At 72.6% G+C, this 14341-nt stretch carries 14 protein-coding genes; 8 read left to right on the plus strand and 6 right to left on the minus strand.

Features of this window, described 5'->3' with window-relative positions; genetic code table 11:
- The first annotated feature begins 74 nt into the window (after positions 1 to 74).
- Positions 75 to 1709 (plus strand): penicillin-binding transpeptidase domain-containing protein, encoded by a 1635-nt coding sequence (locus tag BLW57_RS16950; protein ID WP_093475529.1) that lies wholly within the window; start codon positions 75 to 77, stop codon positions 1707 to 1709.
- Between the two features lie 95 nt (positions 1710 to 1804).
- The gene (locus BLW57_RS16955; protein WP_093475531.1) at positions 1805 to 3472 is read left to right on the plus strand and encodes a penicillin-binding transpeptidase domain-containing protein; all 1668 of its coding nucleotides are present in this window, start codon (positions 1805 to 1807) and stop codon (positions 3470 to 3472) included.
- 76 nt (positions 3473 to 3548) lie between these two features.
- On the opposite strand, the gene BLW57_RS16960 is transcribed toward BLW57_RS16955, so the two are convergent.
- The gene (locus BLW57_RS16960) at positions 3549 to 3887 is read right to left on the minus strand and encodes an SsgA family sporulation/cell division regulator (protein ID WP_093475532.1); all 339 of its coding nucleotides are present in this window, start codon (positions 3885 to 3887) and stop codon (positions 3549 to 3551) included.
- Positions 3888 to 4067: 180 nt separating this feature from the next.
- Between BLW57_RS16960 and BLW57_RS16965 the strand changes: the two genes are divergently transcribed.
- The 6 genes from BLW57_RS16965 to BLW57_RS16990 all read left to right on the plus strand — a co-directional run bounded on the left by BLW57_RS16965 (position 4068) and on the right by BLW57_RS16990 (position 9030).
- Complete coding sequence (locus BLW57_RS16965; RefSeq protein ID WP_093475534.1) at positions 4068 to 5120, plus strand: energy-coupling factor ABC transporter permease; 1053 nt, start codon at positions 4068 to 4070, stop codon at positions 5118 to 5120.
- Between the two features lies 1 nt (position 5121).
- The gene (gene cbiQ / locus BLW57_RS16970; protein WP_093475535.1) at positions 5122 to 5883 is read left to right on the plus strand and encodes a cobalt ECF transporter T component CbiQ; all 762 of its coding nucleotides are present in this window, start codon (positions 5122 to 5124) and stop codon (positions 5881 to 5883) included.
- Positions 5871 to 6638 carry an energy-coupling factor ABC transporter ATP-binding protein gene (locus BLW57_RS16975; RefSeq protein WP_093475537.1) on the plus strand — a complete coding sequence of 256 codons (768 nt, stop codon included), beginning with the start codon at positions 5871 to 5873 and terminating at the stop codon, positions 6636 to 6638. The genes cbiQ and BLW57_RS16975 overlap by 13 nt, the downstream gene beginning before the upstream one ends.
- A 68-nt stretch (positions 6639 to 6706) precedes the next feature.
- Positions 6707 to 7180, plus strand: a complete 474-nt coding sequence (locus BLW57_RS16980; protein ID WP_093475538.1) for a MarR family winged helix-turn-helix transcriptional regulator — start codon at positions 6707 to 6709, stop codon at positions 7178 to 7180.
- A gap of 121 nt (positions 7181 to 7301) precedes the next feature.
- Positions 7302 to 7748, plus strand: coding sequence for an organic hydroperoxide resistance protein (locus BLW57_RS16985; protein WP_093475540.1), 447 nt, complete (start codon positions 7302 to 7304; stop codon positions 7746 to 7748).
- A gap of 121 nt (positions 7749 to 7869) precedes the next feature.
- On the plus strand, positions 7870 to 9030 hold the full coding sequence (locus tag BLW57_RS16990; protein WP_093475541.1) for a serine hydrolase domain-containing protein: 1161 nt from the start codon (positions 7870 to 7872) through the stop codon (positions 9028 to 9030).
- 29 nt (positions 9031 to 9059) lie between these two features.
- Here the strand turns inward: BLW57_RS16990 and BLW57_RS16995 are convergent, their stop codons facing one another.
- From BLW57_RS16995 to BLW57_RS17015, 5 genes are all read right to left on the minus strand, one after another.
- Positions 9060 to 9335, minus strand: coding sequence for a DUF1876 domain-containing protein (locus BLW57_RS16995; RefSeq protein WP_093475543.1), 276 nt, complete (start codon positions 9333 to 9335; stop codon positions 9060 to 9062).
- Between the two features lie 108 nt (positions 9336 to 9443).
- A complete protein-coding gene (locus BLW57_RS17000; RefSeq protein WP_093475544.1) occupies positions 9444 to 10334 on the minus strand; it encodes an NAD(P)-dependent oxidoreductase in 891 nt (296 codons plus the stop codon).
- A 160-nt stretch (positions 10335 to 10494) separates the two neighbouring features.
- Entirely contained in the window at positions 10495 to 11340 is an 846-nt protein-coding gene (locus BLW57_RS17005; RefSeq protein WP_093475546.1) for an EamA family transporter, read from the minus strand.
- Positions 11337 to 11852 carry a YbaK/EbsC family protein gene (locus BLW57_RS17010; protein WP_093475547.1) on the minus strand — a complete coding sequence of 172 codons (516 nt, stop codon included), beginning with the start codon at positions 11850 to 11852 and terminating at the stop codon, positions 11337 to 11339. Before BLW57_RS17010 ends, BLW57_RS17005 begins: the two co-directional genes overlap by 4 nt.
- Before the next feature lie 148 nt (positions 11853 to 12000).
- Positions 12001 to 14214 carry an MMPL family transporter gene (locus tag BLW57_RS17015; protein WP_093475549.1) on the minus strand — a complete coding sequence of 738 codons (2214 nt, stop codon included), beginning with the start codon at positions 14212 to 14214 and terminating at the stop codon, positions 12001 to 12003.
- Positions 14215 to 14341: the final 127 nt, after the last annotated feature.

The following is a 14341-nucleotide window of genomic DNA, read 5'->3' on the forward strand; positions in this document are numbered from 1 at the left end:
TGCTCACGCACCTGTTTTTGAACGCGTTCAGGAAACGCGTCGCAGGTGACGGGGAAACGGGGAGGGGTGCGCGGATGCGCAGCGGGGTCAAGGGTGCGGTCGTAGGCGGCGTCTGTGCGGTGCTGCTGGGGGGTGCCGGGTACGGGACCTACAACTTCCTGCACGCGCTGAGCGACGACGGGGGGACCGGCGTCGCCGCCTCCGTGAAGTCCGGGCCGCCCGACGGTGCCGAGGTGGAGGACGCGACCGGCAGGTTCTTCGCCGCCTGGGAGAAGGGGGACGCGGCGACGGCGGCGTCGTACACGAACTACCCGGAGGCGGCGCGGCGGTTGCTGACCGCCTACGGCCACGACGCGCACATCACGAAGGTGCACATCACGCCCGGCACGGCGGACGGCAGGACGGTGCCGTTCTCGGTCAGCGCGACGGTGTCGTACCGCGGCAGGAGCGAGCCGCTGAAGTACCGCGGCAGCCTGACCGTCGTACGCGGCGCCCACTCGCACCGTCCGCTGGTCGACTGGCAGCCCTCGGTCGTCCATCCGCGGCTGCGCAAGGGGGACACGCTCGTCACCGGTGAGGCGGCAGCCCCGCCGATCGAGGCCGTGGGCCGCGAGGGCACCGTACTGACCAAGGAGAAGTACCCCTCCCTCGGCCCGGTCCTGGACGAGCTGCGCAAGCGGTACGGCGACAAGGCCGGCGGCCGGGCCGGTGTGGAGCTGGCCGTGCGCCACGAGGCCGACGCGGACGGCGGCCAGGCCGCCGACACGCCCCTGCTGACCCTCGCCGAGGGCCGCGCGGGCAAGCTCACCACGACCCTCAGCGCGAGCGCCCAGGCCGCCGCCGAGACGGCCGTACGGAAGTACACCGACGCCTCCGTCGTGGCCGTGAAACCGAGTACCGGCGAGATCCTGGCCGTCGCCAACCACCGCTCCGACGGTTTCGACGCGGCCCTGCTCGGCGAACGCGCACCCGGCTCCACCATGAAGATCGTCAGCGCGGCGGCCCTCATCGACAACGGTCTGACCACCGCGAACGGCCCGGCTCCCTGCCCGGCCACCGCCGTCTCCCTGAGCCAGACCTTCCACAACCTCAAGGACCTCCCGCCGGACGAGCACGCCACCCTCTCCGACAGCTTCGCCCGCTCCTGCAACACCGCGTTCGTGAAGTTCGCCGACGAGGTCCGGCCGGACACCCTCACCAAGGAGGCCGAGGAGCGGTTCGGGCTCGGGAGGAACGACTGGCAGATCGGCGTGCCGTCCTTCGACGGCCGGGTGCCCGCAGCCGGCGGCTCCGACAAGGCCGCCGGCCTCATCGGCCAGGGGCAGGTCCAGATGAGCCCGCTGAACATGGCCTCGGTGACGGCGACCGCGATGACCGGCACCTTCCGGCAGCCGGTGCTCGTGCCGCTGAAGCTGGACGACCGGGAGCCGGCCCACGCGCGCGGGCTGCCGTCGAGCACGGTGGCGCAGCTGCGCGGCATGATGAACCGCACCGCGCGCAGCGGCACCGCGGCGGGCGTGATGGCCGGGATGAGCGGGGACATCGGCGCCAAGACCGGCTCCGCGGAGGCCGCCGGGCTGGCGAAGTCCGACAGCTGGTTCGCCGGTTACCGGGGTGACGTCGCCGCCGCCGCGCTGGTGCAGGACGGCGGACACGGCATCGACGCGGCCGGTCCTATTGTCGCAAGCGTGCTACGGAACGTCGGCTGACATCACCCGCCGAGGTCGGGACCTTAGGGTGAGGACGTCGTTGGGGATTGTGAGGGCTGCGGGGACCCTGAGGAAGGCGCGGAGGAACTGAGGCTGTGGGCAAGAGAAGGCGCGTCGCCGAGCGACGGAAGACCCCGCCCGCCGTACTCGGCGGGATGATCGCCGTGGTCGTCGGCGGCGCCGGCATCGGCGCCTACGCCCTCTACGGCGGCGGCGCCGCGGCCGACGAGGGCACGTCCGCGCAGGGCGGCCACAAGACCGTCAGGACGGGCCCGCTCACGACGGCCGAGGTCCGCACCGCCTCGACGCACTTCCTCACCGCCTGGCAGAAGGGCAGCGTCACCGACGCGGCGGCCGCCACCGACGACCCGTCCGCCGCCGGCCCCCTCCTCACCGGCCTCACGAAGGACGCCCACCTGAAGGACCTCACGCTCACCGCCGGCAAGGCCAGGGGCGCCGAGGTGCCGTTCTCCGTGAAGGCGACGGTGTCGTACCACAAGCTCAGCAAGCCGCTCGCCTACGACAGCGCTCTCACCGTCGTACGCCGCAAGAGCGACGGCAGGCCGATGGTCCAGTGGCACTCCTCGGTCGTCCACCCGGACCTGAAGGACGGCGACAAGCTGGTCACCGGCGAGTCCGGGACCCCGCCGGTGACGGCGCTGGACCGCGACGGCGGGAAGCTGACGGACACGCAGTACCCGTCCCTGGGCGTGGTGCTGGACGGCCTGCGCGAGAAGTACGGCAAGACGGCGGGCGGCAGGGCGGGCGTCGAGCTGCGCGTGGTGCGCGGCAAGGCGGCCAGGGCGGACAAGCTGTCCGACAAGACGCTCGTCGAGCTGAGCAAGGGCACACCGGGCACGGTGCGGACGACGCTGAGCCCGTCCCTCCAGGCCGCGGCCGAACGGCAGGTCGCCAAGCGCACGCGCGCCTCCGTGGTCGCCCTGCGGCCCTCGACCGGCGAGATCCTCGCGGTCGCCAACAGCGGGCACGGTTTCAACACCGCCTTCCAGGGCTCGCTGGCGCCCGGCTCCACGATGAAGGTCATCACCTCGTCGCTGCTGATCGACAAGGGCCTGGCCTCGGCGGACAAGGAGCACCCCTGTCCCAAGACGGTCACCTACGGCGGCTGGAAGTTCCACAACGACGACGACTTCCAGATCAAGGACGGCACGTTCAAGGCGAGCTTCGCGCGCTCCTGCAACACCGCCTTCATCAGCCAGGCGAAGAAGCTGAAGGACGACGACCTGACCAAGCAGGCGCAGCAGGTCTTCGGTCTGTCCATGAACAACTGGGCGATCGGCGTGCCCACCTTCGACGGCGCGGTGCCGGTGCAGTCGCAGGCGCAGATGGCGGCCTCGCTGATCGGGCAGGGCGGGGTGCGCATGAACCCGCTGAACATGGCGTCGGTGGCGGCGACGGTGAAGTCGGGCAGCTTCCACCAGCCGTACCTGGTGTCGCCGTCCGTCGATCACCGCAAGCTCGCCGCGGCGTCCCGGAAGCTGTCCGCCAAGACGCTGCCCCAGCTGCGTGAGCTGATGCAGTACACGGCCGCCTACGGCACCGCCGCCGAGGCCATGTCGGGGCTCGGCCCGGACTACGGCGCGAAGACCGGCTCGGCGGAGGTGGACGGGCAGAAGAAGCCGAACGGCTGGTTCACCGCCTACCGCGGCGACCTGGCCGCGGCGGGTGTGGTGCAGGCGGGCGGCCACGGCGGCGACACAGCGGGCCCGATCGTGGCGACCCTGCTGAAGTCGGGCGGCTGACGGCGTCCACGGCTCGGCCGTACCCGGCCGCGGCCTCACCGTGCCACCGGCACGATCCGCGCAACCGGGCGGGCGGTCAGGTCCGCACCGGCTCCACCGTGTAGGTCCGGCGCAGGAACCTCACCAGCGCCTTGGACTCGAACTGCACCACGGCGACACCGTTGTCCGTGTGCAGTTCCAGGATCGCCTGGACCCGTCCGCACGGCCACACGCGCACGTCACCGCTCTCGGCGGGGACCCGCAGTCCGCGTTCCAGCAGCGCACGGGAGAACGTCCACTCGTGGGGGCCCGGCAGTCCGACCCGCACCGAGCGCGGATCACTGTCGGGGTCGTACCGCAGCACCACGGGTACGGCCCCAGGGTCCTCCTCGTCCGTGACGATATGGGCGCGCGCGTACTGTTCGACCACAGACATCGGACCGCCCTCTCACGCTGAGTGACCTAGGTGAAAGCTGTGCATCCGCTTCTCCTCCAATGTCCCACATTTTCCCGTTCGCGCTTCCCGGAGGCCGCGGATCTCGCGGGGGCGGGCGCAGTCGGCGGACGACCGACTGGTACTTGCAAACCCTTCGCAACAACCCTTTAAAATCAAACGGTGCACGTACCTGACGGATTCATCGACGCCCCCACCTCCGCGGTCACCGGTGTGGTCGCCGCCGGCGCCCTCGCCGTGAGCCTGCGCGGCGCCCGCCGCGAACTCGACGAGCGAACCGCACCGCTGGCCGGTCTGGTGGCGGCGTTCATCTTCGCCGTACAGATGCTCAACTTCCCCGTCGCGGCCGGAACAAGCGGCCACCTCCTCGGTGGCGCGCTGGCCGCGATACTCGTCGGCCCCTACACAGGCGTGCTGTGCGTGTCGGTCGTGCTGCTCATGCAGGGTGTGCTGTTCGCCGACGGCGGGCTGACCGCGCTCGGCGTGAACATCACCGACATGGCGCTCGTCACGACCGTCGTCTCCTACGCCCTCTTCCGCGGACTGCTCGCCGTGCTGCCGCGAGGGCGGCGCTCGGTGACGGCCGCCTCCTTCGTCGCCGCGCTGGTGTCCGTGCCGGCCGCCGCCGTGGCCTTCACGCTGATCTACGCGATCGGCGGCACCACCGACATCTCCATCGGCAAGGTCGCGACCGCGATGATCGGCGTGCACGTGCTGATCGGCATCGGCGAGGCGGTGATCACCGCCCTCACGGTCGGTGCCGTCGTCGCCGTACGCCCCGACCTGGTGCACGGCGCGCGCGGTCTGCGGCAGCGGCTCCAGCTCCGGGTGAACGGCTCGCTGGTGGACGCGCCCGCGCCCACGGCGCCCGTGGCGGCTCGCACCTCCCGGCGGACACTGTGGGTGACCGGCCTCGTCACCTCCCTCGTCCTCGCCGGCTTCGTCAGCTTCTACGCCTCCGCCGACCCGGACGGGCTGGAGAAGGTCGCGCACGACAAGGGCATCGACAAGAAGGCCGAGGCGCACGCCGCGTCCGACTCCCCGCTCGCCGACTACGGCGTCAAGGACGTCTCCGACGCCCGGCTGTCCGGCGGCCTCGCCGGGGTGATCGGCGTCGGCGTCACCGTCGTCGCGGGCAGCGCGGTCTTCTGGGCGGTGCGCCGGCGCCGCGACGCGGACCTCTCGCCCGCCTCCACGGCGAGCACGGGCGCCTGACATGGGGGCGGGACACGCGCACCGGCTCTACCGGCACGGGCACTCGCCCGTGCACGCCCTGCCGCCGCACACCAAACTGGCGGCCGTCTTCCTCTTCGTGGTCGTCGTGGTGTCGACCCCGCGGGAGGTGATGTGGGCCTTCGCCGTGTACGCGGTCCTGCTCGGCTGCGTCGCGTACCGGGCGCGCGTGCCCGGCGGTTTCCTGCTGAAGCGGCTGCTGATCGAGGTGCCGTTCGTGGCGTTCGCGGTCCTCATGCCGTTCGTCGCCGAGGGCGAACGGGTGCACGTCCTCGGGATGTCGCTGAGCGTCAGCGGACTGTGGGGCGCCTGGAACGTGCTCGCCAAGGGCACCCTCGGCGTCGCCGCGTCCGTGCTGCTCGCCGCCACCACCGAACTGCGGGAACTGCTGCTCGGCCTGCAGCGGCTGAAGCTGCCGCCGCTGCTCGTGCAGATCGCGTCCTTCATGATCCGCTACGGCGACGTCATCACCGACGAGATGCGCCGGATGCGGATCGCACGCGAGTCGCGCGGCTTCGAGGCGAGGGGCGTGCGGCACTGGGGCGTGCTCGCCAAGTCGGCCGGCGCGCTGTTCATCCGCTCCTACGAGCGCGGGGAGCGCGTGCACCTGGCCATGGTGAGCCGGGGGTACGCCGGCTCGATGCCGGTGATCGACGAGGTGACCGCGTCCCGGGCGCAGTGGTCGTACGCCCTCGCCCTCCCCTTCGCCGCCCTCGCCGTCTGTCTGCTGGGATGGGTCCTGTGACACCTACGCTGGAAGTGGCCGGACTGGCCTTCGCCTACCCGGACGGCCATCAGGCACTGTTCGGCGTCGACTTCACCATCGCGCGCGGCGAACGCGTCGCGCTGCTCGGCCCCAACGGCGCCGGCAAGACCACCCTGGTGCTGCATCTGAACGGCATCCTGGGCGGCGGCGCCGGCACGGTGACCGTGGCCGGGCTTCCCGTCTCCAAGCAGCACATGGCCGCCATCCGGCAGAAGGTCGGAATCGTCTTCCAGGACCCGGACGACCAGCTGTTCATGCCGTCCGTGCGGGAGGACGTGGCGTTCGGGCCGGCCGCCGCCGGGCTCAAGGGCGCGGAGCTGGAGGAACGGGTGCGGCGCGCGCTGGAGCGGGTCGGCATGCAGGACTTCGCCGACCGGCCGCCGCACCACCTGTCCTTCGGCCAGCGCAGGCGTGTCGCGGTGGCCACGGTGCTCGCCATGGAACCGGAGATCCTGGTCCTGGACGAGCCGTCGTCGAACCTGGACCCGGCCTCGCGCCGCGAACTCGCCGACATCCTGCGCTCCCTGGACGTCACGGTCCTCATGGTCACCCACGATCTGCCGTACGCCCTGGAGCTGTGCCCGCGCTCGCTGATCCTCAGCGACGGCGTGATCGCGGCCGACGGCCCGACCGGCGAGCTGCTCTCCGACGACGCGGTGATGCGGGCGCACCGCCTGGAGCTGCCCTTCGGCTTCGATCCGCGCGCGGCGGCGCCCGCGCCGGGGCGGGCGTGACACCCGCCGCGCCTTTGTGACCGTACGGGCGGCGCCGCGTGCGGTGCTTCCCCGACAATGGGCGCGTGATGCGTCTAGAGGACCGGGACGACCCGGGGGCCACCGGGTCGCTGCTGCTGGAGGACCAGCTGTGCTTCGCGCTGTACGCCGCCCAGCGCGCGGTGACCGCGGCGTACCGCCCGCTGCTGGACGACCTCGGGCTCACCTATCCGCAGTACCTCGTGCTGCTCGTGCTGTGGGAGCGGGGCGAGACCAGCGTGAAGGAGCTGGCGCGTGCGCTCCGGCTGGACTACGGCACCGTCTCGCCGCTGCTGAAGCGGCTGGAGGCGGCGGGTCTGGTGCGCAAGGAGCGTGCGGCGGACGACGAGCGCTCGGTGCTCGTCGCGTGCACCGGGCGCGGTGAGCAGCTCAGGGAGCGCGCGGTGCGCGTGCCCGGCGCGCTGCTCACCTCCACGGGGCTCGCGGCGCAGGAGATCGCGCGGCTGCGCGAGGAGCTGTGGAGACTCACCGAGCGCGCGGCAACGGCGGCGGACCGGCACTGATCCCGGCAACCGGTACCGGCGGCCGCCCGCGGAACGCCACCCTGCCGGTGCCCGCTGACCTACCAGCCAGTACCTTGTGCGCAATGCACTTGTGCGCCACTTGTTCTGGGGGAGGCCGGCCATGACCGAGGGCACCGCCGTCGACACCCGTCCGACGAAGATCGTGTACGTCGCCGAGGCCACCGCCCACGGCGGCCGGGACGGCTATGTCACCAGCCAGGACGGCCAGATCGAGCTGAAGGTCGCCATGCCCCCGGCGCTGGGCGGCGACGGCAACGGCACCAACCCGGAGCAGCTGTTCGCGGCCGGGTACAGCGCCTGCTTCCACAACGCCCTGATCCTCGTCGGCAACCGCGCGGGCTACGACCTGGCCGGCTCCACGGTGGCCGCCAAGGTCGGCCTCGGACCGAACAGAACCCGCGGCTACGGCCTCGCGGTCGCGCTCAGCGTCTCGCTCCCGGTGCTGGACGCCGAACTCGCGGCCCGTCTGGTGGACGAGGCGCACGAGGTGTGCCCGTACTCGAACGCGACCCGCGGCAACATCGACGTGACGATCCTGCTCGGCTGAGCGACCGGCCGGGCACGGCTGAGAGACACCTCACGTCCGCCCCCCTTCCCCACCGAGGAATCGCAGGCGCGCGGCCGACGTTGCAGCCACTGTCGCAGGCGATCGGAAGGGACGGCGGGGCGTGGACGTGAACGGCACTGTGGCCGAGGGCTTCGAGCCGGTCAGGGAAGCGTTCGCAGCGAACTTCGCGCTGCTCGGGGAGCGGGGCGCGGCCGTCGCCGTGTACCGCGACGGACACCGGGTCGTGGACCTGTGGGCCGGCACCAGGGACGTGGACGGCGACACCCCCTGGGAGTCCGGGACCGCGCAGATCGTGCGTTCCGCGACCAAGGGCGTCGCCGCGGCCGCGCTGCTGCTCCTGCACCAGCGCGGCGAACTGGACCTGGACGCCCCCGTCGGCACGTACTGGCCGGAGTACAAGGCGGCAGGCAAGGAGCACACCCGGGTGCGGCACCTGCTCGCGCACCGAGCCGGCGTGCCCGTGCTGGACCGCCCGCTGACCCCCGCCGAGGCCGCCGACCCCGACATGGGCGCCGCGGCCGTCGCCGCGCAGGCCCCGGCGTGGGAGCCGGGCACGGACCACGGCTACCACGCCCAGACCTACAGCTGGCTGACCGGCGAACTGGTCCGGCGCGTCACCGGCCGCCCGATCGGCGAGTGGATCGCGGAGGAGATGGCCCGCCCGGTCGGCGCGGACCTCTGGCTCGGCCTGCCGGAATCGGAGCACGCGCGCGTGGGGCGCGTCGGCCCCGTCGAGGGACCGCAGTCCGCGGGCGCCCTGAAGACCCGGCCCAAGCGCGCGGTGACGGAGGCCTACGCCGACCCGGAGTCGCTGACCCGCCGCGCGTTCGCGGCGATCACCCCGCTGCCGGACGAGAACGCGCCCTCCTACCGCGCGGCCGCCCTGGCCGCCTCCAACGGCATCGCCACCGCCGACGGACTGGCCCGCTTCTACGCCTCGCTGATCGGCGAGGTGGACGGCGGCACCCGCCTGTTCACCCCGGAGACGACGGAACTGGCCCGCACCGAGCAGTCCGCCGGGGCCGACCGGGTCCTGGTCGTCGGCACCCGGTTCGGCCTCGGCCACATGCTGCACGGCAGCGCGTCCCCGCTGCTCTCCCCCACCTCCTTCGGCCACCCCGGCCGCGGCGGCGCCCTGGGCCTCGCCGACCCGGAGACGGGTGTCTCCTTCGGCTACGTCACCAACGGCTTCAGGCAGAGCGTGACGGCTGACCCGAGGGCACAGGCACTGCTGCGGGCCCTGCGCTCGGCGCTCGCGTAGGACGCGGGGCCGGCGGGGGCCCGCCGCCGTCACACGTTGATCGGATGCGAGATCCGTCCGGAGTCCGCGTCGATCTCCCCGTGCGCCTTCCCCAGCAGCTGCATGGCCAGTTCGTTCAGGGCGCGGGCACCGGCGATCTCCTCGCCGACCCTCGGCTGGTTGGAGTCGACGCTGTGCCGGCTGGCCCGGCCGTGCGCCCGTACCTCCGTGCCGTCGGGCAGACGCACCATGGCCGCCGCGCGCGTGTGCTGATCGTCCTCCATGAACTCCAGCTCGACGTGCCATCCCACAGTGGTGTGCATCATGTCGGACCACCTCCGAGAATTCCCTGCTTCCAGGGTGCGCCCGGGCATCCCGGCGCGCACTCCTGGGGCTCGTGGAGACCGGACCGGGGCGCGGCCCCCCTGGCGTGCTCAGCCGCGCGGCTTCTCGTCGAAGCTGGCGAAGTACGCGGCGGCCATGTCCTCGTCCGCGTGCCCCTGGGCGGCGGCGCGCGCGAACCGCTCGGCGGTCGCGGCGGCGACGTCGAGGCGCACGCCGTTGCCCTCGCCCGCCTCGACGATGAGCCGGGCGTCCTTCTCCGCGGTCGCCACCGCGAAGGACGCCGGCGACAGCTTGCCGTCCAGCACCAGCGCGGCCTTGGCACGCAGGTACCCCATGTCGAGCGGTCCGCCCTCGATGAGGTCGAAGAACTTGTGCGGGTCCACGCCGAGGGCCTTCGCGAGCGCCAGGACCTCGCCCGTCGCCGCCGTCGCCGCGAGCACCCAGCTGTTGGCGACCAGCTTGAGCCGGCTGGCGCTGCCGGCACCCGGGTCGTCCCCGGTCCACAGGGTCTTCGCGCCCACCGCGTCGAAGACCGGCGTCACCTTCTCCCGGCCTTCCTCGGGCCCGGCGGCCAGCACCGTCAGCTGTCCGGCCTCCGCGGGCTGGCGGGTGCCGAGGACCGGGGCGTCGTAGAGGACCAGCCCGCGTCCGGCGGCGAAGGCGGCCAGGTCGGCGGCCAGGTCGATGCCGGCCGTGGTGCACTGCGCCCACACCGCCCCGGGGCGCAGGCCCGGCGCGGCCTCGCGCATGACGTCCAGGACGGTGTTGCCGTCGTGGAGCATCGTCAGGACGACGTCCGCGCCCTCGACGGCCTCGGCGGGCGTCCCGGCGACCTGCGCGCCGTCGGCCGCCAGCGGCTCGGCCTTCTCCCGGGTACGGTTCCAGACGCGGACGGCGAACCCCGCGCGGCACAGGTTCCGGGCCATCGCGGCCCCCATGATGCCGGTGCCCAGGACACTGACGGTCGGCTTGTCGGTCATTGACGGCTCCCTGTCGTCCGGTTGCTGCCTCGTGCTCCGACGTCATCCTCGTACGGATCACGGCACCGGTCGCGGTACGGATCGCGGTACGGGCCGCGCCGGTACGGCGGATGCGCACCGGGTGCCCCGCGGTCTGCCCGCCACCCGTTTCCCGCGGTGCCTACCCGGCGTGCAGCATCAGGCCTATCCCGACCACCAGCAGTCCCGCCGCCGCGATGCGCGGGGCTCCGAAGCGCTCCTTGAAGAACAGCGCGCCGATGGCCGCCCCGACGATGATGGACGACTCCCGCAGGGCCGCGACGGGCGCCAGGTCGGCGCGGGTCTGCGCCCACAGGACCAGGGCGTAGGCGGCGACGGACAGGACGGAGCCGAGGAGGCCGAGACCGGCGTGGGGCCGGAGCAGCCGTACGGTGTCGCCCCGTCGGCGGACGTACATGCAGGTGGGGATGACGACGCCCTGGATGGCCATGAGCCAGGCGATGTACCCGAGCGGCGAATGGGCCGCGCGTACCCCGAGGCCGTCGAGCACCGTGTACGCGGCGATCGTCAGGCCGGTCGCGAGGGCCGCGCCGATCGCCGCCCAGTCGGGCCGTCTCCCGCGCAGGCCCCACAGGCTGACTCCGGTGAGTCCGAGGCAGGACACGGCGATGCCGGCCGCCGCCCAGCCGGAGGGCAGCTCGTGCGCGAAGACGGCGGCGAGCACGGTGACCACGAGGGGCGCGCTGCCGCGCGCGATGGGGTACGCCTGCCCGAAGTCGCCGAGCCGGAAGGAGGTCATGAGCAGGGCGTAGTAGGCGATGTGCACGACCGCCGAGGCCAGCAGGAACGGCCAGGCGGCCGCGGCCGGGCGGCCCACGAACGGTGCCACGGCGAGCCCGATGAGCACGCCGCCGCCGGAGATCAGGGTGAAGCCGACCAGCTTGTCGGTGATGCGGTGCGCGATGGCGTTCCAGCTCGCGTGGGTGACCGCGGCGAGCAGGACCGCCGCGGTGACCAGCGGCGTCACGCGGTCTGCTCGCGCACGTCCACCAGGTCGGCGCCGGCGTGGGCGACGAGGTCCTTCGGCTGGATCGGGAAGACGGCGTGCGGGGTCCCGGCCGCCGCCCACACCACGTCGTGCGCGAGCAGCGAGCGGTCGGCGAGGACACGCGTACGCGTCCGGTGCCCGAAGGGCGGTACGCCGCCGATGGCGTACCCGGTGGTCTCGCGGACGACGCCGGCGTCGGCACGGGTGACCTTCGCGGCGCCCAGCTCGCCGCGCACCCGTTCCAGGTCCACGCGCGAGGCCCCGTCCATCAGGACCAGCACCGGGACGCCGTCGGCGGCGAAGATCAGCGACTTGCAGATCTGGCTCAGCTCGCAGCCGACCGCGGCGGCGGCCTCGACGGCGGTCCGGGTGCCCTCCGGGAACCGTCGGGTACGGGCGAGCACGTCGTCCAGCCCGAGGGCCCGCAGCGCCTCTGCGAAGCGGGGGTGGGCTCCGGACCCGTCGGCGTCGGTGGCGGCTGTCGTCGTCATGGACGGCACGCTACGGCATCGCCGGAGCAGCGCTCACGGGGTTTACCCGTGCGTCCCCGCCCGCCCGCGCCGGACACGCGGGAAGCCGGTGAGGGTGCAGCCCCGTCCCCACGGGCACCCTCACCGGCGGTCCTTGTGCGGCGGTACGTCAGGCGCGTACCAGCTCCCGCTCCCCGTCGGGGTCGGCGTCGCGGGCCGCGGCGCGCAGGCCCTCGCCCTCGACGTCGACGTTGGGCAGTGCGCGGTCCAGCCACTTCGGCAGCCACCAGGCCCGCTTGCCGAGCAGCGCGAGCACCGCCGGGACGATGGCCATGCGGACGATGAACGCGTCGAAGAAGACGGCGACCGCGAGGCCGAAGCCGATCATCTTGACCATCGACTCGCTGGAGCCGATGAAGCCGGAGAAGACGGCGATCATGATGACCGCGGCGGCCGTCACGACCCGGGCGCCGTGCCGGAAGCCGGTCACCACCGCCTGGCTCGGCTTCTCGCCGTGGACGTACGCCTCGCGCATCCGGGTCACGAGGAAGACCTCGTAGTCCATGGCGAGTCCGAAGACGACGCCCACCATGAAGATCGGCATCATCGACATGACCGGGCCGGTCTGCTCGACGTTCATCAGGCCGGACAGCCAGCCCCACTGGAAGACCGCGACCACGGCGCCGAGCGCGGCCAGCACGCTGAGCAGGAAGCCGAGGGCCGCCTTCAGCGGGACCAGGACCGAGCGGAAGACCACGATCAGCAGCAGGAAGGCGAGGCCGACGACCAGGGCGAGGTAGGGCAGCAGGGCGTCGTTCAGCTTCTGCGAGACGTCGATGTTCATCGCCGTCGAGCCGGTCACCAGGATCTCGGAGTCGGTCTTCTGCCCGATCTCCGTGCCCTCGTCACGGATGGTGTGCACCAGGTCCTCGGTGGTCTTCGAGGACGGCTTGGACTTCGGCACCACGGTGATCGTCGCAGTGTCACCGGCCTTGTTGGGCGTGGCCGGGGTGACCGTGACGACGTCCTTCAGGCCCTCGATCCGGTCGCCGACCTCGGTGAAGACCTTCTTGGGGTGGGCGCTGTCCTTGGCGTCGACGACGACCATCAGCGGGCCGTTGAAGCCCGGCCCGAAGCCCTCGGAGAGGAGGTCGTAGGCGCGGCGCTGGGTGGTGGAGACCGGCTGGGAGCCGTCGTCGGGGAGGCCGAGTTCGAGGGAGGCGGCCGGGATGGCCGCCGCGCCGAGGCCGAGCACGCCGAGCAGGAGGACGGCGACCGGGCGCCGGACGACGAAGCTGGCCCAGCGGGTGCCCATGTTGGGGCGGCCCGGCTTCTTCGGCGTGCGGCCGCCGCCGAGCAGCTTGCTCTTCTGGCCGGCCGGCTTGATCCTGCGGCCGGCGTAGCCGAGCAGCGCGGGGATGAGGGTGAGGGCGATGAGGACGGCGATGGCGACCGTGCCCGCGGCGGCGACGCCCATCTTGGTCAGCATCGGGATGTTGACCACGGAGAGGCCGACGAGGGCGATGACGACGGTCAGGCCGGCGAAGACGACCGCGGAGCCGGCCGTGCCGACGGCCCGTCCGGCCGCCTCCTCGCGCTCGCGGCCCTCGGCCAGTTCGGCGCGGTAGCGGGAGACGATGAAGAGGGCGTAGTCGATGCCGACGGCGAGGCCGATCATCGAGGCCAGGGTGGACGTGGTCGAGCCCAGGTCCAGGGCGCCGGCGAGCGCGGTGATCGTGGAGACGCCGATGCCGACGCCGATGATCGCGGTCAGCAGCGGGAATCCGGCCGCGAGGAGCGAGCCGAAGGTGATGACGAGGACGACCGCGGCGATCGCGATGCCGATGACCTCGCTGGAGCCGGTTTCCGGGGTGGCCGTCAGCGCGTCACCGCCGACCTCCACGGTGAGGCCCGCGTCCCGCGCGTCCTTTGCGGCCTCCTTCAGCGCGTCGCGGGAGGAGTCCTCCAGCTCCATGCCGGAGACCTCGTACTTCACCGAGGCGTACGCGACGGTGCCGTTCTTGCTGACGGCGTGCGCGAGGTAGGGGTCGGCGACGGAGGTGACCTCGGAACCGCTCGCGAGCTCCTTGACGGTCTTCTTGACGGTCGCCTTGTTGACGGCGTCCGTCATCTTCTCGCCGGCCGGCGCCTTGAAGACGACCCGGGCGGTGGCGCCGTCGGCGCTCATCCCGGGGAAGCGCTGTTCCAGCAGGTCGAAGGCCTTCTGGGCCTCGGTGCCGGGGATGGAGAAGGACGTGTTGCCGGCGGCCGGCGCGGAGGCGGCGCCCACCCCGGCGAGGGTGAGCAGCGCGACCCATATGAGGGCGACGAAGTGCCGTCGCCGGAAGGCGAGGCGGCCGAGTCGGTAGAGGAACGTGGCCATGGAGGCGTACTCCCGGTCAGGTCGTGGGGTGAATCTGGGCAGGGGTGATCAGCCCGACGACGTGAGCGGTGACGTCAGGTTGCTGGGCTTGCGGGGAGGATCGCGCGGTACCTGATCAGGAACCGCG

Source organism: Streptomyces sp. 1222.5, from assembly GCF_900105245.1.
Lineage (GTDB): Bacteria > Actinomycetota > Actinomycetes > Streptomycetales > Streptomycetaceae > Streptomyces > Streptomyces albidocamelliae.